24 protein-coding genes and 2 tRNA genes are annotated in these 19,500 nt (G+C 59.7%); 21 read left to right on the forward strand and 5 right to left on the reverse strand.

Going from position 1 to position 19,500, the window contains the following annotated elements:
- The first annotated feature begins 2 nt into the window (after nt 1–2).
- The 6 genes from thiO to ASC96_RS00545 all read left to right on the forward strand — a co-directional run bounded on the left by thiO (nt 3) and on the right by ASC96_RS00545 (nt 5,270).
- On the forward strand, nt 3–983 hold the full coding sequence (thiO, locus tag ASC96_RS00520) for a glycine oxidase ThiO (protein WP_060500345.1): 981 nt from the start codon (nt 3–5) through the stop codon (nt 981–983).
- A complete protein-coding gene (thiS, locus tag ASC96_RS00525) occupies nt 980–1,177 on the forward strand; it encodes a sulfur carrier protein ThiS (RefSeq protein WP_060500347.1) in 198 nt (65 codons plus the stop codon). Before thiO ends, thiS begins: the two co-directional genes overlap by 4 nt.
- Nucleotides 1,178–1,179: 2 nt before the next feature.
- On the forward strand, nt 1,180–1,953 hold the full coding sequence (locus ASC96_RS00530) for a thiazole synthase (RefSeq protein ID WP_060501334.1): 774 nt from the start codon (nt 1,180–1,182) through the stop codon (nt 1,951–1,953).
- A complete protein-coding gene (locus ASC96_RS00535; protein ID WP_060500349.1) occupies nt 1,950–2,555 on the forward strand; it encodes a thiamine phosphate synthase in 606 nt (201 codons plus the stop codon). The genes ASC96_RS00530 and ASC96_RS00535 overlap by 4 nt, the downstream gene beginning before the upstream one ends.
- A gap of 10 nt (nt 2,556–2,565) precedes the next feature.
- Entirely contained in the window at nt 2,566–3,309 is a 744-nt protein-coding gene (locus ASC96_RS00540) for a hydroxymethylpyrimidine/phosphomethylpyrimidine kinase (protein ID WP_060500351.1), read from the forward strand.
- Nucleotides 3,310–3,440: 131 nt separating this feature from the next.
- Nucleotides 3,441–5,270, forward strand: coding sequence for an ABC transporter ATP-binding protein/permease (locus ASC96_RS00545; protein ID WP_244481780.1), 1,830 nt, complete (start codon nt 3,441–3,443; stop codon nt 5,268–5,270).
- Nucleotides 5,271–5,347: 77 nt separating this feature from the next.
- Here the strand turns inward: ASC96_RS00545 and ASC96_RS00550 are convergent, their stop codons facing one another.
- The 3 genes from ASC96_RS00550 to ASC96_RS00560 form a co-directional block, all read right to left on the reverse strand.
- A complete protein-coding gene (locus tag ASC96_RS00550) occupies nt 5,348–5,881 on the reverse strand; it encodes a DUF992 domain-containing protein (RefSeq protein WP_060501338.1) in 534 nt (177 codons plus the stop codon).
- A 445-nt stretch (nt 5,882–6,326) separates the two neighbouring features.
- Nucleotides 6,327–6,656, reverse strand: coding sequence for a hypothetical protein (locus tag ASC96_RS00555; protein WP_112834481.1), 330 nt, complete (start codon nt 6,654–6,656; stop codon nt 6,327–6,329).
- Between the two features lie 537 nt (nt 6,657–7,193).
- Nucleotides 7,194–8,300 carry a polysaccharide pyruvyl transferase family protein gene (locus ASC96_RS00560; RefSeq protein ID WP_244481781.1) on the reverse strand — a complete coding sequence of 369 codons (1,107 nt, stop codon included), beginning with the start codon at nt 8,298–8,300 and terminating at the stop codon, nt 7,194–7,196.
- A gap of 187 nt (nt 8,301–8,487) precedes the next feature.
- On the opposite strand from ASC96_RS00560, the gene ASC96_RS00565 reads away from it, so the two are divergent.
- On the forward strand, nt 8,488–9,780 hold the full coding sequence (locus ASC96_RS00565; protein WP_112834482.1) for a GSCFA domain-containing protein: 1,293 nt from the start codon (nt 8,488–8,490) through the stop codon (nt 9,778–9,780).
- 126 nt (nt 9,781–9,906) lie between these two features.
- On the opposite strand, the gene ASC96_RS00570 is transcribed toward ASC96_RS00565, so the two are convergent.
- Nucleotides 9,907–9,981, reverse strand: a tRNA-Thr gene (locus tag ASC96_RS00570).
- A 157-nt stretch (nt 9,982–10,138) separates the two neighbouring features.
- On the opposite strand from ASC96_RS00570, the gene ASC96_RS00575 reads away from it, so the two are divergent.
- From ASC96_RS00575 to ASC96_RS00650, 14 genes are all read left to right on the forward strand, one after another.
- Nucleotides 10,139–10,387: a hypothetical protein gene (locus ASC96_RS00575; protein WP_060500356.1), complete on the forward strand. Its 249-nt coding sequence runs from the start codon at nt 10,139–10,141 to the stop codon at nt 10,385–10,387.
- Between the two features lie 267 nt (nt 10,388–10,654).
- Nucleotides 10,655–11,947, forward strand: a complete 1,293-nt coding sequence (gene murA, locus ASC96_RS00580) for a UDP-N-acetylglucosamine 1-carboxyvinyltransferase (RefSeq protein WP_060500358.1) — start codon at nt 10,655–10,657, stop codon at nt 11,945–11,947.
- 107 nt (nt 11,948–12,054) lie between these two features.
- Nucleotides 12,055–12,495: a DUF2948 family protein gene (locus ASC96_RS00585; protein ID WP_060500360.1), complete on the forward strand. Its 441-nt coding sequence runs from the start codon at nt 12,055–12,057 to the stop codon at nt 12,493–12,495.
- Nucleotides 12,496–12,558: 63 nt separating this feature from the next.
- Nucleotides 12,559–13,863: a histidinol dehydrogenase gene (gene hisD / locus ASC96_RS00590; RefSeq protein WP_060500362.1), complete on the forward strand. Its 1,305-nt coding sequence runs from the start codon at nt 12,559–12,561 to the stop codon at nt 13,861–13,863.
- Complete coding sequence (locus ASC96_RS00595; RefSeq protein WP_060500364.1) at nt 13,860–14,330, forward strand: UPF0262 family protein; 471 nt, start codon at nt 13,860–13,862, stop codon at nt 14,328–14,330. The genes hisD and ASC96_RS00595 overlap by 4 nt, the downstream gene beginning before the upstream one ends.
- Nucleotides 14,327–14,815, forward strand: coding sequence for a low molecular weight phosphatase family protein (locus ASC96_RS00600; protein WP_060500366.1), 489 nt, complete (start codon nt 14,327–14,329; stop codon nt 14,813–14,815). The genes ASC96_RS00595 and ASC96_RS00600 overlap by 4 nt, the downstream gene beginning before the upstream one ends.
- Nucleotides 14,816–14,941: 126 nt before the next feature.
- Entirely contained in the window at nt 14,942–15,160 is a 219-nt protein-coding gene (gene infA, locus ASC96_RS00605; RefSeq protein ID WP_037105236.1) for a translation initiation factor IF-1, read from the forward strand.
- A 48-nt stretch (nt 15,161–15,208) separates the two neighbouring features.
- Nucleotides 15,209–15,829: a Maf-like protein gene (locus ASC96_RS00610; protein ID WP_060500367.1), complete on the forward strand. Its 621-nt coding sequence runs from the start codon at nt 15,209–15,211 to the stop codon at nt 15,827–15,829.
- Nucleotides 15,830–15,833: 4 nt separating this feature from the next.
- Complete coding sequence (gene yacG / locus ASC96_RS00615; protein ID WP_060500369.1) at nt 15,834–16,040, forward strand: DNA gyrase inhibitor YacG; 207 nt, start codon at nt 15,834–15,836, stop codon at nt 16,038–16,040.
- Nucleotides 16,041–16,228: 188 nt separating this feature from the next.
- Nucleotides 16,229–16,304, forward strand: a tRNA-Phe gene (locus ASC96_RS00620).
- Between the two features lie 259 nt (nt 16,305–16,563).
- Nucleotides 16,564–16,779, forward strand: a complete 216-nt coding sequence (locus ASC96_RS00625) for a hypothetical protein (protein WP_060500371.1) — start codon at nt 16,564–16,566, stop codon at nt 16,777–16,779.
- Between the two features lie 254 nt (nt 16,780–17,033).
- A complete protein-coding gene (locus tag ASC96_RS00635; protein WP_060500373.1) occupies nt 17,034–17,321 on the forward strand; it encodes a hypothetical protein in 288 nt (95 codons plus the stop codon).
- A 69-nt stretch (nt 17,322–17,390) separates the two neighbouring features.
- A complete protein-coding gene (locus ASC96_RS00640; RefSeq protein WP_060500375.1) occupies nt 17,391–17,624 on the forward strand; it encodes a hypothetical protein in 234 nt (77 codons plus the stop codon).
- 416 nt (nt 17,625–18,040) lie between these two features.
- Complete coding sequence (locus ASC96_RS00650) at nt 18,041–18,361, forward strand: hypothetical protein (RefSeq protein WP_060500379.1); 321 nt, start codon at nt 18,041–18,043, stop codon at nt 18,359–18,361.
- 160 nt (nt 18,362–18,521) lie between these two features.
- Here the strand turns inward: ASC96_RS00650 and ASC96_RS00655 are convergent, their stop codons facing one another.
- Nucleotides 18,522–19,100, reverse strand: coding sequence for a hypothetical protein (locus tag ASC96_RS00655; RefSeq protein ID WP_060500381.1), 579 nt, complete (start codon nt 19,098–19,100; stop codon nt 18,522–18,524).
- Between the last annotated feature and the right edge of the window lie 400 nt (nt 19,101–19,500).

The following is a 19,500-nucleotide window of genomic DNA, read 5'->3' on the forward strand; positions in this document are numbered from 1 at the left end:
CCATGCGTATCCTCGTCAAAGGGGCCGGCGTTGCCGGCCTCACGGTCGCCTGGCAACTCTACCGCCACGGATTCGAGGTCACCATCCTCGAACGCGCCGAAAGGATCGGCACCGGCGCGTCAGGCTTTGCCGGCGGTATGCTGGCCCCCTGGTGCGAGCGGGAAAGCGCGGATGAACCCGTGCTGACACTCGGCCGAGTGGCCGCCGACTGGTGGGAGGCTGCACTCCCCGGCCATGTGCAGCGCTGCGGCACGCTGGTCGTCGCGGGCAGCCGTGACACTGGCGAACTGGACCGGTTTGCCGGCCGCACCACCGGCTGGGAGTGGCTGGACGAAGCGGCGATTGCGGCACTGGAACCGGACCTCGCCGGCCGTTTCCGCAAGGCCCTGTTTTTCCGACAGGAAGCCCATCTTGATCCACTGCAGGCATTGTCCGCGCTGACCGGAGCGCTGGAGGAAACGCGTATGCGTTTCCTGTTCGGCGCCCGGGGCGTCCCAGCGGAAGCCCATTATGACCGCACCGTCGATTGCACCGGCCCGGCACAGATCGGGTTGCTTCCCGATCTTCGCGGCGTGCGTGGAGAGATGCTCCTACTCGAAACCGGCGAGATAAGCCTTTCCCGCCCCATCCGCCTGCTGCATCCACGTCACCCGATCTATATCGTGCCGCGCGGAAAGAACCGTTTCATGGTCGGCGCGACCATGATCGAAAGCGATGATGCCGGCCCCATCACGGCCCGCTCGCTGATGGAATTGCTGAATACCGCGTATGCACTCCACCCCGCCTTTGGCGAGGCGAAGCTTATCGAAACCGGCGCGGGCGTGCGCCCTGCTTATTCCGACAACCTACCGCGCGTAACCGAGGAGGGGCGCACCCTGCATGTGAATGGCCTTTACCGCCATGGCTACCTGCTCGCCCCCGCCATGGCTGGAGAGGTGGCACGGCGTCTCCTTGGAGAACAAAGACAAAGGATGGCTTCATGATTTTCATCATCAACGGCGAGGAACAGCAGGTCGCGGCGGCAACACTCGCCGACCTGCTGGCTGCTCTCGATTACGAAGGCGAATGGCTGGCGACGGCCGTTAACGGTGAGCTTGTGCATCGCGAAGAGCGTAGCGGATTTCCGCTCGGTGAACGCGACCGGATCGAGATCCTGTCGCCGATGCAGGGGGGCTAATGATGTTGACGCTCTACGGAACCTCGGTATCTTCGCGCCTGCTGCTCGGCACCGCCCGGTACCCCTCTCCCGCCGTTCTCGCCGAAGCGGTTCGGGCATCGAGAACCGATATCGTCACGGTGTCGCTGCGCCGGGAAACAGCGGGCAGCCGCACCGGCGGCGCCTTCTTCGAGCTGATCCGCACGCTCGGCGTCCGGGTTCTACCGAATACAGCGGGCTGCCATACTGTTTCCGAAGCAGTTTTGACCGCCAAGATGGCCCGCGACTTGTTTTCCACCGACTGGATCAAGCTCGAGGTGATCGGCAATCATGACACGTTGCAGCCAGACGTCTTCGCGCTGGTCGAAGCGGCCCGCATTCTGAGCGGTGAAGGCTTCAAGGTCTTTCCCTACACCACCGACGATCTTGTCGTGGCGGAAAAGCTGCTCGATGCGGGTTGCCAGGTGCTGATGCCCTGGTGTGCTCCCATCGGCTCGGCCATGGGTCCCGTAAACCTGCCGGCACTGCGTAGCATGCGGGCAAGCTTTCCCGAGGTGCCGCTGATCGTCGATGCCGGTATCGGCCGGCCATCGCATGCCGCCACCGTCATGGAACTCGGTTTCGACGCCGTTCTGCTGAACACAGCCGTTGCAGGAGCCGCCGATCCGGCTGCGATGGCCGCCGCCTTTAGCGGCGCGATTGATGCGGGCCGCATAGCATTTCACGCCGGCATGCTGGAGCCGCGCGACATGGCCGTTCCCTCGACGCCCATCATCGGCAAGGCGGTGTTTTCATGAAGCTTGATCCCTTTTACCTGATCGTCGACAGCGCCGACTGGATCGATCGCCTCGTGCCGCTCGGCGTCAAGCTCGTGCAGTTGCGGATGAAAGACAGCACCGATATTGAGCTGCGAACGGCCATCCGACGCGCCAAAACGGTCTGTAGCGCCCACGGTTGCCAGTTGATCATCAACGACTATTGGCGCGTTGCAATCGAGGAAGGCTGCGATTTCGTCCATCTCGGTCAAGAGGATCTCGCCGAAGCCGATGTCACCGCCATTCGCGCCGCTGGGCTCAAGCTCGGGCTCTCCACCCATGATGCGACCGAACTGGAGACGGCGCTTGCGGCTGCGCCGGACTATGTGGCGCTCGGGCCGGTCTGGCCGACCATCCTGAAGAAGATGAAATGGGCGCCACAGGGGCTGGAGAAAGTGCGCGACTGGAAGACACGCGTCGGCGCGCTGCCGCTGGTGGCGATCGGCGGCATCAATATCGACCGGATCGACGGCGTCTTTGCCCATGGCGCTGATAGCGCCGCTGTTGTCACCGACATCATCCTCAATGCCGATCCGGAAGCGCGGACCCGTGAATGGATTGCACGCACGGCGCGTTTCCGGTGAGGGCGTTTCGATGAACCACGTGCCCCACGTGCTTGTTGTCGCCGGCTCGGATTCGTCCGGCGGCGCCGGGATCGTGCGCGATATCGAGACGCTGGCCGCCTTTGGCGTCAAGGCTTCGGTGGCGATCACCGCCGTCACGGTTCAAACACATAAAGGCGTCGAGCATATCGATGCCGTTCCACCCGACCGCGTGGCGCAGCAGATGCGTGCCGCGCTATCGGCCAATCCAATTGCCGCCATCAAGATCGGCATGCTCGCAACCGCAGAGACGATTGCCGCTGTTGCAACGGTGCTTGCGGACAACCCCGGCATTCCTGTGGTTCTCGACCCGGTTCTGGTTTCGACGTCCGGCCGCACCCTTCTTGCTCCGGCCGCGACGGCCGCGTTACGCGATCTTTTCACGGCATGTACGCTCATCACGCCCAACCTGCCGGAGCTTTCAGTGCTGGCGGCATCGATGGTTGCCACATCGCCCGGCAGTGTGGGTGACCAGGCCCGGAGCCTCTTGAGGGTTGGAGCAAAGGCGGTTCTGGTCAAGGGCGGACATGCCGGTGGCGTGGAAGCCATCGATCTGCTCTTCCAACCGGACCAGATTGATCGATCCTTTGCGTCCCCTCGCCTCGCTGCGGCGATGCGCGGCACCGGCTGCATGCTCGCCAGCGCGATTGCCGCGCGCCTGGCCTTTGGAGACCCGCTCGCGGCGGCAATCGCCCAGGCCAAGGCCTTCGTGCATGGAAAGTTCCGCGAAACGTGAACAGCCATTTACCCGCCGATCTGCGATGATCGCAGGCGAAGAAATACCTTGGGCTGCATCGCTCCATCCTCTTTTGCTAATCTTTCTTAGGGATAGCGCTTCGGACGCGCTATATTTCGGAGGTGAAGACCGTGGTGGAGAGATTCGCGCCGATGCCGCATGACATGAATGGTAAGAGTAACCAGCGTGTAGAAACCGACGACGAGCAGCCCTTCTTCGATCAGCTCCGCATGATGCAGCGAGCCTTTGTCGCCTCGCCCGTCCGCAAGACCATCATATGGCTCTCAATCGGGATCATTACCGTCATATTGGCGACTGCGGTCGGGCAGATCTTGCTGAACCGATGGTACAAACCATTCTACGATACGCTCGAGCGGCGTGATCTCTCCGCGTTTCTAATGCAGTTCATCACCTTCGGCCAGATTGCCGGTACGCTGCTGATCCTCAATGTGCTGCAAACCTGGCTCAACCAGTGGATCCGGATCAAATTGCGTGAGGGGCTGACGCTCGATCTGATCGGCGAATGGATGAAGCCGGCGCGGGCCTTCCGCCTTGCCAATGCAGGCGCCATCGGCATCAATCCCGATCAGCGCGTGCACGAGGACGCCCGTCATCTCGCCGACCTGACGGCGGGCCTTACCATCGGCCTGTTCCAGTCGGGCATTCTGCTTGCCAGTTTCGTCGGCGTTTTGTGGTCGCTTTCGTCCGGCTTCATTTTTCACATTGGCGGCTATGATCTCAATATTCCCGGCTACATGGTCTGGGCGGCCTTCCTTTACGCCGGGACCGCTGCGGCCGTGAGCTGGGTGGTCGGACGCCCGCTCGTCAAGATCAATGGCGACCACTATGCGCGGGAAGCCGCCCTGCGCTTCTCACTGATGCGGGTCAACGAACATATAGAAGCGGTGTCACTGTCCTCCGGCGAGGCCAATGAAAAGCGCCGTCTCCAGCGTGATCTGGCCTCGGTTCTGGAAATCAGCAACAAGCTGATGATGGCCCTGACACGGCTGACATGGGTCACGTCAGGCTATGGCTGGCTTACGGTCGTCGCCCCTATCGTCATCGCAGCCCCCGTCTATTTCAATGGTGATCTCAGTTTCGGCGGCCTGATGATGGCCGTTGGCGCGTTCAATCAGGTGAACACGTCGCTACGCTGGTTCGTCGACAATATCGACAGCATCGCCGACTGGCGGGCAACGCTGCTTCGGGTCGCCGCCTTCCGCTCCGCAATCCTGATGACCGACGAACGGCACGAAAACGACAAGCGCATCGAATTTGCCAAGGCTGAGGGTGACCGCCTGACCATCGACCGCCTGGAAATCGCCCTCCCGTCCGGCTGCATCAAGCTCGCCGACCAGCATATCGAAATCGGGCCCGGCGAACGCGTTCTCGTGACCAGTGATTCGGATGTGGAAAAAGCGCCATTCTTCCGGTCGCTGGCCGGCCTCTGGCCATGGGGACACGGACGCATTGCTCTACCCGGCGGTGACAACATCGCCTTTGTGCCACGAACACCCTATTTCTCACCCGGGACGCTGGAGGAAGTCCTCAGCTATCCCGAAAATCCAGGAAAATTTAAAAAATCCGATCTGGTCTCGGTGCTGTCCAAGGTCGGTTTGAGCAAGCTGCAAAACAGCCTCGATCAGGACATGCGGACAAGGCTGAAACTCAACGAAGTCGAAATCAGGCTTCTGGCCATTGCCCGGCTGGGACTGCACAAACCGGGCTGGATCATCATTGACGAGGCGCTCGATACCCTGGACCGCGATGCCTACCAGCAAGTCCTAACCTTCATGGAGCAGGAGCTGGGCAATGCGGCTATCGTGAACATCGGCAGGGTGGCATCCGGCAACCGCTTCTTCACACGCGTATTGCAACTGCAGGGCAGCCCGGCAGGCAAGGCCATCCGTTTGCTCAGACCCAAAAGCCTTCGCGCGGACAATCCTGAACTGGCGGATTGAACTGACTGCGTGCGCCAACGCAAGCCAGCTTTTGAACTTTCCCCCTTCAAGAAGACGAAGGGGGAAAGCGGGACGATTTAGTTGACGGCTGTGAGCGTCACCGATGTGCCGCCAGCAGCAAGGTTGAGGCCGAGCTGGCCCGTCACGCTGATGGTCTGGAGGTGGATCGAGCCGGACGTGCCGCCCACGAGGACATTGGCGCCGACGCCCGCACCGACCGTGGCTTCAACACTTGCGCCCTGGTAGAGACCGCTGAGCGAACCCTGATGGTAGCCTGCCGTCGGCGCAAGCACCGCCCAGACAAGCTTGCTGCGCGTCGTGAAGCCGAGGTCAACGCCCATCTTCCTGACAGCGCCGGTATAGTGGTCTGTGCGTTCCTTGCCGACTGAGGAATGGAACGTGCAATCGATTTCCTTGGCCGAGCCCAGAACATAGCCGGCGCCACCGCCAACCTCGCATTCGAGGTAGCCGATCTTCACGCCGCCACGCACGTCGCTCTCTTGATAGCTGGGAGCCGGTGCGCCAGTTGCCAGATCGGCAGCCTGAACGGCAATTCCGCCCGTCAAGGCCAGGGTCGCGGTGGTGAGCGCCAAAGCAAGTGTCTTTTTCATCATTCTTTCCTTCTCAAACCGGGGCCGGTAGGGCACGCAGCCGTTCAGTCGATAGATTCATTCACGTCATCGAGTGTTTCGCAGCGATCCCAGCTGGCGCAATGAAGGCGAGACAGGCTGGAATCGGTTGCAGATGACAGGCCTTCAACTGTTTACCGGTTATTAGGACATTTCGAAGGCAGTCCCGGCAGCCCGAGCGGTACGCCCACAGACGCTGGCTGCCCGTCACCAAAATCACACAGAACCGGGCCGCTCCCTATGAAAAAACGAGATTGCTATGGGAGGGGATGGTGAATGCGTTCTGGCACGCCAACACTGATGCCGCATCTGGCGCTCTGGGGAGCTCTATCCCCGCTGACTGACGCTTTGCGAACGCAACGCCAGGTCAAAATGAAAACCCCGCCACCACGATAGCGATGACGGGGCAAATCAAGCGTCGAAACGCTTATTCTTCGATCGTGTATTCGCCCAGCTCACAGAGATCCTGTGTGTCGGTGGTGACGTCGAGATCATCACCCTGGAATTCGAAGCGCATATCGTACTTGCAGACGTCGCGGCCGTCGGCGATGGTGATTTCCATGGTCTCGCCCGCGCCAAGCGCCTGGCTGCCGAAGATATCGTCTTCCCACTTGTCGACGCCGACCGGCGAAGCGTGGAAATTGTTGAGCACCGATTTCGTGCCGTTCTTCAGCGTGAAGACGAGGTCTTCCGCATGAGAGGCACTGGCTGTCAACAACACCGCAGCGGCGGCAACGGCGATTTTCATTCTCTGCATTTTCTACTCCCTAAAGCCCAATCGGCTGCAGGCTTTAAAGCGCTCCAAATGTGAATGCGGCATGAATGAGGCAGGTGTAATTCGGCCCACCCTAATGCGCGCATCGCGATTAATTTTTGACAATAATCACCCTGAAGGAGCAAGCGCCTCGACGCACTGACAACCAATCAACTCATTGTTTTCACATGAAATTATTGAGAATTCATGCTCATTCCCAGCAATCTCCCGGACGCGCTCTCCCTGTGAAAGTCACGCTGAGCCAGCCGCCAATGACGATTCCAGCCCCATGAACATGCAAAACACCCCCAAAGATGGCGCAGCCCGATTAGTCAATTCTGTGCAGCGCCACCCACAAAGCAGCAGAATAGCCTCCACAGACCGCCAGTTGGGTGGACAGCGGACATGGTCCGATAGCTCCGGACATCATATCAAGGATCCATCCCGTGTCACGATCCATCGCTCGATGCCGCGGCCATCGAGATCTGCTCAACGCATCGGAGTGGACGTGTTGCACAGCGGCCGCCGTGGAGAACGACGCTACCTGGCTGCAGCCCGCTGCTTGTCGGCGTGTTTCAGTTCGTTGACGTCGTGCTGCAGCACGAGCGCCTGCAACACGGGATGATCCCAGATCGTTTTGCCCTGCGGGGCCTGCAAGGGCTCGACATCCAGCGGGAAGGCATCAATAAGCTTCTGCGCATCGAAGGCCCTTTCTACCCAGGCCCGATCGATTGCGGCCATCAGGTCTTCCCAGTCGGTCGGTTCACGATGGGACTGCGTATAGACCGGCAACTCGGACATGCCGAGCCCCCGATAGAGATCGATCACCCGCGTATCGAGGTCGCAGCTGTCATCGAGCTTGCGCACGTTCAATCCCTTATGAGGACCGTGCGTTGGAAAGTGAAGGCACGGGATACCGTAGCTTTCTGCGAAGACCATGCCGTGCAGGCTGGTCGAGACGATCCGGTCGCAAGCAAGAATCTCGTCGATCTTGTCCTTGATGGCATTCATCCCGATCGGCGTCACGGTGTTGATGAGATGGACATGGTCGTGCAGATGCTCGGGAATGCCGTAGCGCAAAAGGTCCGGCTTGACGTGGGTTTCCGGGTCGCGGTCGGAAAGCTCCGAAAGATGGACGATGACGCCGAGCTTCCATTTCTTGACCGGCGCAGGATTGTAAAAGCGGGGAAGCAACCAGACAGGATCACCATAAACGCCCACCGACCCTTCCGGTTTTCCTGTGAGGAGTTTTTCCGAATACGGGCCGCGCGTCGCCGTAACATGAAAGCCCGCCTCGCCGGCCACACTGAAGCGGCGGCGATCTTCCATCGGCGCGCTCGGATTTTCCCAAGCCGAAGCGCCGGTACCCCAGAACCAGACCTCGCCGCCGGCAAAGCCGTGGCCAATCGTTCCGACGCAGGCCATGCGCAGCGATTGTGATTTCGACGGAACGCGCTCGATGTCCCGGCCGGACAGAAGCGCCACCATGACAGCGCTGAGCGCATCGCCGACATTGAGGTAATCCATCGTCGATGTGGATCCGGCCCAGGACAAAGGAACCTTGCCATGACGGCGGGTGTAACGCGCAAGATTATTGGATTTCTTGCCGGATGCACGATCCATCAGCGCATTGAAAATCGATCTCACCAGGAATTCCTCTGCAACACGGCCTCGCAAATGGAAGCTAATATACGGATGTCAGCCAGTATACAAAAATGGGACGATTGAACAGTTCATTCGTATTCGCACGTGACGACGCAGCGAACTCCGGGTCGTCCAGCACTCACCGTGCGCGGCAGAGTCAGTATGCTTTCTCGCAAGAGTATTTCGTGTGATGTCAGTTGACTATCGCCGTTCAGTGAATAAACATTTTGGCACAACCGGAGATATGGCTGTGGCGTTATTTGAGTATGTTCAGGATGGTGAAGTGAAGAAAGCTTCTGGGAGCTTCTTCAGAGGGGGGCATACGAACTTTCACCCGACCAACAACTCCTTTTCTCAGCCGGACTTTATTGATGAGTATGTGATGAAGGGCTGGGAGCCGTCATCAAAGTTCGTTACCAAGGACACGCCCATCGTCGCGTTCGGTTCGTGCTTCGCCGCCAACATCAGTAACTATCTGCACAATCGTGGCTACACCGTTCTGACCAAAGGGGACAACAAGGCGTACATTACGCAGATGGGCGATGGCATCGTCAACACCTCCGCCATCCTCCAGCAGTTTGAATGGGCTTGGCTGAACAAGATACCCAAAGGAGATCTGTGGCACGGCTTCAAAGCCCAGGAGTTTGGCTATGAGGAGAGTGTCAGGCTGGACACCAAGGCACTCTTGGATAGTGCAGGGCTGTTCATCATCACGCTTGGCCTATCGGAGATATGGTACGATGAGGTTACCGGAGAGGTTTTTTGGAGAGCCGTACCGAAAGATCGCTACGACCCGGGCAGACACAAATTCAGGGTGGCGACCCACGCCGAAACCCTTGCCAATCTTAAGGCCATCCATTCGATAATCCGGCAATTCCGGCCGGACGCTCATATCGTTTTTTCAGTTTCCCCGATTCCTCTGACGGCGACCTTCCGGCCGATCTCCTGCCTCACAGCCGATGCCGTCTCAAAGGCTGTCATTCGGGGAGCATTGGATGAATTCCTGCGAGGACACGGGGATGATGACCGGCTTCACTATATGCCCAGTTACGAGGCAGTGACCCGCCTTTTCAATAACCAGTGGGAAGTCGATCGTCGTCACGTCCAGCCCCACATCCTGGATTTCAACATGCAGATGTTCGAGTCCTTCTACTGCACCCCAGGACTCTCCAAGGATTCACTGACGAAGACTTTCAAAGCCGCCATAGAGGAAGACTTGAAGATCGGGATGAACGGTCAAGAGAGCGATGGCTTGACCTATTCCGAAATCAGGCGGCAGAAGATAGAGGAAAGGCGGGAAGCCCGCCGTCAAGCGAGAATAAGGGAAAGAGTGTCGGCCAGAGCCGACGCCAAGCGGATGCTTGTACGGGAGGCAGCCGCCCCAGGAAAACCCCAATCCAAGATAAAACGCGTTGCAGGAATCCTTTCCAAGGTCGCTATTGGTCTCTTGGCACTTCAAGGCGTTGTGGAGCTGGTAACCTGAACAATCCTGTTCCAGCCGCCCTGCACCGAAGATGGACTTCGCACGCAATCCAAGACTACGCTTGCCGAAAGCTAGACAGTGGCAACAGCATTGCTGTGTTCCAGAGGGTTTATCCACGAAGAATAATGGTGCTGCTAGAGAGATTTGAACTCTCGGCCTCTCCCTTACCAAGGGAGTGCTCTACCCCTGAGCTATAGCAGCATCGTGCGCTGGATCAGTGTTTGTCCGGCGCGAGCGAGGGCCTATTGCCATAGCTTGTTGCGGAGCGCAAGCAGCAAATCGAAGTTTTCACTGGATGGCGTGTTCGAAAAACACGCCGCTCTTCCGGAGTGCTTGGTTTTGCGGTATCTGAGCGGTCATGCAAGATAATAATGATCAGACACGCAAACACGCTGCAACGCCTGCTGCGCCAAGCAAGCTCGAAGCGGGCAAGCTTGAACCGGGGCATGAGGCCGAGCGGCAGGCCGAGGCACGACGCGAGCGGGCGGCAAAGACGCTGCGCGACAATCTTTTACGGCGCAAGCAGCAAGGACGGGCGCGCCGCGCCGGGGCGGCCGACGAAACATCCGGCCTGCCTGCCGCAAAAACGGACGAATCGGCTGAATAATCCCCCGCCAGCACCATTGACCGGATCCGGGGGCGGATCGCCGGTGGTTGGCGAAGTCATTGTTACGTCCAAGACCACGCCGATGTCGACGGGGCCTGCGGATTAGATCATCCAGACTGTGTGGTGTTGTATCTGCATATCTCCGAATGCGGCTACACCGCCTTTGTTCAATTCGCTTCTCATTTCACGGTGCATCCTTTATGGAGACGCCAATCTCTTAAAAGTCCGGACTATCAGGAAAGGCGGGCGGCGCCCGTAAGGTACCCTATGGATCGCATCAGAATTACCGGCGGCAACGAGCTGCGCGGCATCATCCCGATTTCCGGCGCCAAGAACGCCGCGCTGCCGCTCATGATCGCGTCGCTTCTGACCGACGATACGCTGACGCTCGAAAACGTGCCACATCTGGCCGATGTCGAGCAGCTGATCCGCATCCTTGGCAATCATGGCGCCGACATCTCCGTCAATGGCCGCCGCGAACGCCAGGGCGAAGGCTATTCGCGCACCATTCATTTCACGTCGCGCAACATTGTCGATACGACCGCTCCTTATGAACTGGTCTCCAAGATGCGCGCCAGCTTCTGGGTCATCGGCCCGCTTCTCGCTCGCGAAGGCAAGGCCCGCGTCTCGCTGCCGGGCGGCTGCGCCATCGGCACGCGGCCCGTCGACCTGTTCATCGAGGGCCTGACGGCGCTTGGTGCCAATATCGAGATCGACAGCGGCTACATCAATGCAACGGCCCCAAAAGGCGGCCTGGTCGGCGCGCGCTATGTCTTCCCGAAGGTTTCGGTCGGCGCTACCCACGTGATGATGATGGCGGCGACGCTTGCCAACGGCACGACGGTGATCGGCAATGCCGCACGCGAGCCGGAAGTTGTCGATCTCGCCAACTGCCTCAACGCAATGGGCGCCAAGGTTTCTGGTGCTGGCACATCGACGATTACCATCGAGGGCGTCACCTCGCTGTCGGGCGCACGCCACCGCGTCCTGCCTGACCGGATCGAGACCGGCACCTATGCCATGGCTGTCGCCATGACCGGCGGCGATGTCGTGCTCGAAGGCACCAATGCCAAACTGCTCGACACGGCGATCGAAGCGATCCGCCGCGCCGGTGCCGAAATCACCGAGACCGAAAGCGGCCTTCGCGTCGTGCGCAACGGTGGCGGCATCAAGCCTGTGGACGTGGTGACTGACCCCTTCCCGGGCTTCCCGACCGACCTGCAGGCCCAATTCATGGGCCTGATGACCAAGGCTGCAGGCACCTCGCACATTACAGAGACGATCTTTGAAAATCGTTTCATGCACGTACAGGAACTGGCCCGTCTCGGCGCCAAGATCACCCTGTCCGGACAGACGGCGAAAATCGAGGGTGTCGAGCGCCTGAAGGGCGCCCCTGTCATGGCGACCGATTTGCGTGCATCCGTATCGCTTGTCATCGCCGGTCTGGTGGCCGAGGGCGATACCATGGTTTCGCGCGTCTATCACCTCGATCGCGGTTTTGAGCGACTGGAAGAGAAGCTGAACAATTGTGGTGCGCAGGTCGAGCGCGTCAGCGACTGATCCGGCCTTTCGAATCCGCGTCCACGGTTGCGGATTCGACGCTGGCGTCCTATGTCCTTTCTCATGATGACGGTGGCCTCTGGCTGCCCAGGCAAGGGATGATTGGCATGGACGGTTTGAAGCTGATGGCGCTGGATCAGGAAGATCTGGAGATCGTGTCCGCCCATGTGCAGGACGCGGTCTTCAAGGTTTCCGGCCTCGATTACGCGCCGCGCTTAAAACAGTTGTCCTTGGTCATCAATCGCTTCGTCTGGGAAACGGCCGAAGGTCGCGGCAAGTCGTTCGAGCGCCGCCGCAGCCTGCTCGCCTTCAAGCGCGTCACGGCCGTCCGATCAATCGGCTTCAGCCGCAAGGACGACGAGAAGGTGCTGTCGCTTCTGGCCATCCAGTTCGAACAGAACGGCGAAGGGCCGGACGGAACCGTCGAGTTCATCCTGTCCGGTGAAGCCTCGATCATGCTCGATGTGGAATGTATCGAGGTTCAGCTTGCAGATACCGGCGGTGCATGGGAAACCGGTTTCAAGCCGCGCCATCCCGCCGGCGCCTGATATCCTGACCGCCGGCCCAAGAGGGCCGCGCATCTCTGCCGACCGCGCATAAGGACGTTTCCATTGGCCATCCGTCTCGACTATCTGACCCCGGGCTTCGAAGCCGAATTCGCAGCCTTTCTGACGACCAAGCGGGAAGTGTCCGAAGACGTCAACGCCGTGGTCAAGACGATCATCGATGACGTTCGTCTGCGCGGTGACGTGGCGCTGGCCGAATACACAAGGAAATTCGACGGCCTCGATTTCGCTGTTACCGGCATGGCGGTGACGGCGGACGAGATTGATGCCGCTATCAACGCCGTTCCCTCCGAAGTGCTGGGCGCACTTAAGGTCGCCGCCGTACGCATCGAGGCGCATCACGCCCGCCAGCGGCCCAAAGACGATATTTACGAGGATTCAATGGGCGTCGGCCTCGGCTCGCGCTGGACGGCGATCGATGCTGTCGGTCTCTATGTGCCGGGCGGCACGGCGAGCTATCCAAGCTCGGTGCTAATGAATGCGCTGCCGGCAAAGGTTGCGGGTGTCGAGCGCATCGTGATGGTCGTTCCCGCCAATGGTGGCGTGATCAATCCGGCCGTTCTCGCCGCCGCCCGCATGGCCGGGGTCTCGGAAATCTACCGTATCGGCGGCGCCCAGGCGATTGCGGCCCTTGCCTATGGCACGGCAACCATCGCCCCGGTCGCCAAGATCATGGGCCCGGGCAATGCCTATGTCGCCGCCGCCAAGCGCCAGGTGTTTGGCGCTGTCGGCATCGACATGATCGCTGGCCCTTCGGAAGTGCTTGTGATCGCTGACCGCGACAATGATCCGGACTGGATCGCCGCCGATCTTCTGGCCCAGGCCGAACACGATGTTGGCGCCCAGTCGATCCTGATTACCGACGACGCAGCCTTTGCGGCCGCGGTCGAGGCCGCGGTCGAGCGCCAGCTGCGCACCCTGCCCCGGGCGGAAACGGCGAGCGCCAGCTGGCGTGATTTTGGTGCCGTAATCCTGGTGCCTGATTTTGACGTGGCCGTGCCGCTCGCCAACCGCATTGCCGCCGAACATCTCGAACTTGCCCTCGCCGACGCCGATGCGATGATCCCGAAAATCCGCAATGCCGGTGCGATCTTCGTTGGTCGCCACACGCCGGAAGTGATCGGCGATTATGTCGGCGGCTCCAATCACGTGCTGCCGACCGCACGCTCCGCCCGGTTCTCCTCCGGCCTCGGCGTGCTTGATTATATGAAGCGCACCTCGATCCTGCGGCTCGGCGCCGACCAGCTGCGCGATCTCGGACCGGCCGCCATCGCGCTTGCCCGCTCAGAAGGCCTGGAAGCCCATGCGCGCTCGGTTGCCATCCGCCTCAATCTCGGGGGCGAGGGATGACATCCAGCCACCGTCTCTGCGATGTCCTGCTCGACGAAACCATCGGCCGCTCGACGCCCGATGTCGAGCATGAACGGGCGGTTGCGATCTTCGATCTGATCGAGGAGAATTTCTTCGAGCCGGCCGGCCACATCGGCGGCCCCTACCGGCTCAAACTGTCTCTGGTCGATTCCAAGCTGGTTTTCGCGATTACCACCGAGACCGACGCGGGGGTTGCCACCCATATCCTGTCGCTGACACCGTTCCGGCGGATCGTGAAGGATTATTTCATGATCTGCGAAAGCTATTACGAGGCGATCCGTTCCTCAACGCCAAGCCAGATCGAAGCGATCGACATGGGGCGGCGCGGTATTCACAATGAGGGCTCGCAGACGCTGATGGACAGGCTGTCGGGCAAGATCAAACTCGATTTCGATACGGCGCGGCGTCTGTTCACGCTGGTGTGTGTGCTCTACTGGCGGGGATGACGGTGACGGTCGCTGCTTCCCCCAACAAGCCGCAGCGGAGCGTCAAATCGCCGGGATCGGTGCTGTTCATGTGCGGCATGAACGCGATCCGCTCACCGATGGCGGAAGTGCTGGCAAAGGCGATGTTGCCACAAGGCACCTATGTCGCGTCGGCCGGGGTTCGCCCCGGAGAGCGCGATCCTTTCGTCGATGTGGTTCTGGAGGAGATCGGGCTGACGGCAGGGCGGCACCAGCCGCATACGCTAGACGAACTGGAAGACGACTATTTCGATCTTATCGTCACGCTGGCGCCCGAAGCGCATCATGCGGCACTGGAACTGACGCGGTCGATGGCGATCGATGTGGTCTACTGGCCAACGCCGGATCCGACGGTGGCCACCGGCACCCGCGAGCAGATCGTTTCGGCCTATCGCGAGGTTCGAAATCACATTGCCAGCCTGCTCAAGCATCGTTTGCTTGGACAAATGCCGGATAAGATGGCATAGGGCGCTGACCAAACCGGAAAATGAAGCCGCTGCTGTTCACAAAACCGCGGCGATTGTGTAGTTTCCGCCAAATTTTTAAAAGGCGCGGCACGCGCCTCTACCGAAGCACAGAAAGACATATCCTACATGGCGAAAGAAGAAGTCCTCGAATTCCCGGGCGTCGTTACCGAATTGCTTCCCAATGCAACGTTCCGCGTCCAGCTCGAAAACCAGCATGAAATCATTGCCCATACGGCTGGCCGCATGCGCAAGAACCGCATCCGCGTTCTCGCCGGCGACAAGGTCCTGGTTGAAATGACGCCTTACGACCTGACCAAGGGCCGTATCACCTATCGCTTCAAGTAAGCGCAGTGCGGCCTCAGCCGCAAACTCGAGATCGATGGCCCTGTTGCGATGGCATTGACACATAAGCTGATCCTGGCTTCCGGCTCGCCGCGGCGCGTCGAACTGCTTGCGCAGGCAGGCATCGAGCCGGCGCGCCTGATGCCGATGGATCTCGACGAGACACCGAAGCGCACCGAGCATCCGCGCTCGCTCGCCTGGCGGCTGTCTGCCGAAAAGGCCAAAGCTGCGCTCGCTGCCATCAAGGGCGAGCCCGGCTGGGAGGGGAGCTATATCCTCGCCGCCGATACTGTCGTGTCCGTCGGCCGCCGTATCCTTGGCAAGCCGGAACTGGTCAGCGAAGCCTCAAGCGCGCTGCACCTTCTGTCCGGTCGCAGCCACCGCGTCTATACCGGCGTCTGCCTGATCACGCCGGACAAGACGGTGCGCCAGAAGGTCATCGACACCAAGGTTCGTTTCAAGCGCCTTTCCAGTCACGACATCGACAGCTATCTGGCGTCCGGCCAGTGGCGCGGCAAGGCAGGTGCTTATGGCATCCAGGGCATTGCTGGCAGCTTTGTCGTCAAGCTGGTGGGCTCCTACACCAATGTCGTCGGCTTGCCGCTCTATGAGACCGTCAGTCTGCTTTCAGGCGAAGGCTACGACGTGCATGACAGCTGGATGAAGGGCTAAGGCCATGAGCTCAGACGAAACCAAGGGCGCCTCCAACGTGGCGCCACTGCGCAAGACCGTGCCCTGCCCCGAGTGCGGGCGCCCGTCGCACCGCGAACACTACCCCTTCTGCTCTGACCGCTGCCGCAATGTCGATTTGAACAGATGGTTGACCGGCTCTTATGCGATTCCAGTCGCCGACGATGAATCAAAAGCCAACGGCGAGGATTGAGAACGCCCGGATTTTCGCGGGATATCCGTTGTTTTTCAATTATTTGCATCAAATGACATTTTCCTGTCGAAAAAACGTCATTTGGTGCTGGACACCGCCGAACAAGATGTTATAACCCCGCTCGCTTCCGGGGCGAAACCAACGCCCCACGGTTCTGAAAGCGGAACCATTGCCCGCAAAGGCAGGATGCCCGGATAGCTCAGTTGGTAGAGCAGCGGATTGAAAATCCGCGTGTCGGTGGTTCAAATCCGCCTCCGGGCACCATTTTAACCTCGCGAATTCAGTTGTTTACGAAGCGGTGCGATAGCTAAGGCGCCGTAACTTCAAGCCTCTCGTACAAGTTATACCGTTTTCATACCGTTTTCGATTTGATCAGGCGGTATCAGCGTTTGTCCACAAACTTGCCGATCGAGGCCATACCGTTTTCTATACCGCTGCCATCAGAACACGGCCTACTGCAAGTTTCGAGATCGACGCCGAGGGCGAACGGGTACCACGGACACCGATTGATCCGGAGTATGTGATGAACGAAGCAGAAGAAAGCGAACTGAAAACGAGGCTCAGGCTGAAGTGGCTTCCGCTCGACGAAGGGTTCGACTCGGCGCGCGCTGATGAGTACGAGCGCTTCCTTTCTTTGCACGTCGATGAGCAGATGGACCTGACACGAGAGATGAATGCAGATGATCGCGTGCTGCACGTCTACTTGTCGGAATCCCGGGTTCGGTACGGCAAGCCCTAAGACTCAGAAAAAGCGGCAGGATCTCTCCATGCCGCCTTCCGATTGCTTACTCTTATGCCACAAGGGCGTCTCGATTTCGCTGAGCAGTCACGTCTTCGAAAAGCGCGTTTTGGATTCGAACCGCAGACCCTCCGACACCGTCGTATCGGCCGCTCTAACCAACTGAGCTAAGCACGCATGACTATGATTGCTGCCGGCGGAGCCAGAAGCAAGGTCCTCGACGCCATCATTCTCACCGGCTACGGCTCCTGACCATGGTCGACGACGAATACGATACTCTGCGCGACTGGCTTCGCATGAGATGGATTCTCGGAGATCCATCCGGCGACGACATCGTCTGCTACGACGACTGGCTCGCGCTGCCGCCGGAAGAGCGCTCTGCTCGGTATTGTCACATGTTTGAGGACGACGCCGAATTCTGGATCCAAGTCGAAACCGCGCGCGCTCTCTACCGAGATCCCGTTGACCGTAAACCTGGAATCACCGAGGCCAAGGTCACGAGATATCCGGATCGCTACGGCAGACCGAAAGACACCGCTTGACTTCTGAAGCAATTAGAACAAAACAGGTACAAAGTCGTTGACGTGGGTAACATTCCTACGAAGGCTCTCATGGCTCAGCAGCTAGCTCTCGATATCCCGGACGCAGAAACTGGCACCCAGTCGGCTGCCGACGTGGATCTCGCCGTATCTGTACTCAAGGCGTTCGATGGCGATGCACTCGCCGCGATCCGGGAATTGCTCGCTGACGCCGATTTTCTGCGCGACCAACTCCACATCGCGAGCAGCTTGATGTCGAAGGGCATCGGGCGCGGGTGGAAACCGCAATATGAGCGGGTGTCGTGAAGCACAGGAAGGGCATCGATCTTCTGCGTGCCAACAACGTCGGATACACGGTCGGAGAAGGCAGTCGCCGAAGCGAGCCGATGTCCGCGTACGATACCCTCGATCGCCTGCCAGAATGGTACGTCATCGTCGGCTGGTGTCCGCGCTGCCGTCGCTTTGGCCAGATCGCACGCCGCGACATCCGGCGAGTGCTCGGTATCCGGGCGTTGTTATCGCGGATCGCCGAATGCCTCCGGTGTACGCGATGCAAACAGCGCGGCAGCAACTCGGCATCGCTCCGGAAGCTGCCTCGCTGACCTCACGGACTTCTGCATGAGTGCGATCGTGAACTCTTAACTCTTCCAAGAGATTGCGGGCTCTCAAACGAATCGGGTCCGTGTATCGATATGCTCCCGAGTTCATCAGGAGTGCCGCGTATGTCGATGTTCACAAGCCGCAACCCCGCCGGAGCCGCCGCCGCAGAGCTCACGCTCATCACGATGGGCATCGCCTCCACCTTCGCTGAAGCCGCCGCCGCGGGCCGTCAGGCAGCCGAGGAACGCAAGGAGCGCCGCGCCGCATACAAATATGCGACGGAACTCGTCGAAGCTCGCGGTCGCTCTGACGAGCTGGGCCGCGTTGCTATGCGTGCCGTACGTCACGTGGCAAGCCTGGAGGCCGAAGTCCGCCGTCTGCGGGTCGCGCTGGCGCAGCGTCAGGCGCACATCGAACGCAACCGTGATCGCGGAGCTGCCTGAGATGGATTCCCGCAACAATCTCTCCGACGAGGCTATGGCCGTGCGCTGGGGGGGGATTCTCAACGAGATCCCGGAGCTTTGGGACGCTATCCGCAAGTACGAAATCGAAAACCGCCCGGCTGTGACCTCGGGCGGTTTCAAGATGAAGGCTGACTGGGTGTCAATGCAGTGTGCTGGGGAGGTGACGCGGCTCCGGATTGGGAACGCTGGGCGATAGCCAAAGCTCCCGCTGTACCTGCCTGAATTTTTCGGAGACGTACTTGTGCTTCCAATCGTCCTCATCTTCCGCGCTCGGGATCGACAAGATCTTGGGCGCTTCTGACTCAGGCTGAGGAGAACGATAGGCAGGCAGGACAGCCTTGGCCTCCAAGCTCCTTGCGCAAGCAGCCGTCGTCGACATGCCGAGCAGGTCGAGATCTTCGTCGGAAAGGCTGAGGAGCCAGTCCTGACCCTTGAGATCAAGCGCAGACAGATCCATCGTTGCACGGGTCTCGGCATTTGCGCGACCGTACGCTCGAACCACTTCTGCAGGCGACATCTGTTGCATGATCGCGTCGATCGCCTCCTCAGTCCGCTTCGCGTTCTCGGCTGCCTCTTCGACGTCTTCTCTTTGAATATTCTGGAACCCCTCCGTCGCAGGTGGCGAGAGCATCCCGAAAAATCGCAGGATCGGCCCGAAAATGGCTGAAAGCCATGTCATCGGATTCAACAGGCTCCACAGCGACTTCTTCTTTTCCATGAGACACCTCCTTGTCTTTATTGAGACCAGGATCGTGGGGGCAACCGAAACCAACAAATACATGAAGTCGCCGGTCCAAAACTCAAGGACAAACGTGTGGACGCAAGCAGTCGGTTAACGGCCCAGCCCCCACGTCAGCTTAAGGCCGCAACCGGTCAGGCCATTTGTTGGAGGGCAGCGGGCAAAGCAGACGTTCCGCGTTGACTGGAGCGGCGTCACTTATGGCCCTTAGCGGCCATTTGCGACAACCCTCGATACTGCGCTGCAGCTTCGCCGAACCGGCGTTCGCATACTCGCTCGCCTTCTGATCTTCGATCGGGCATGAGGAAATTAAATTCCTAGGTGCAAACTGACAACCATCGCGATAGGTAATGGAAAACAAGACGGTTTCGTGAGTTCC

Source organism: Rhizobium sp. Root1204, assembly GCF_001424965.1.
Taxonomy (GTDB): domain Bacteria; phylum Pseudomonadota; class Alphaproteobacteria; order Rhizobiales; family Rhizobiaceae; genus Pararhizobium.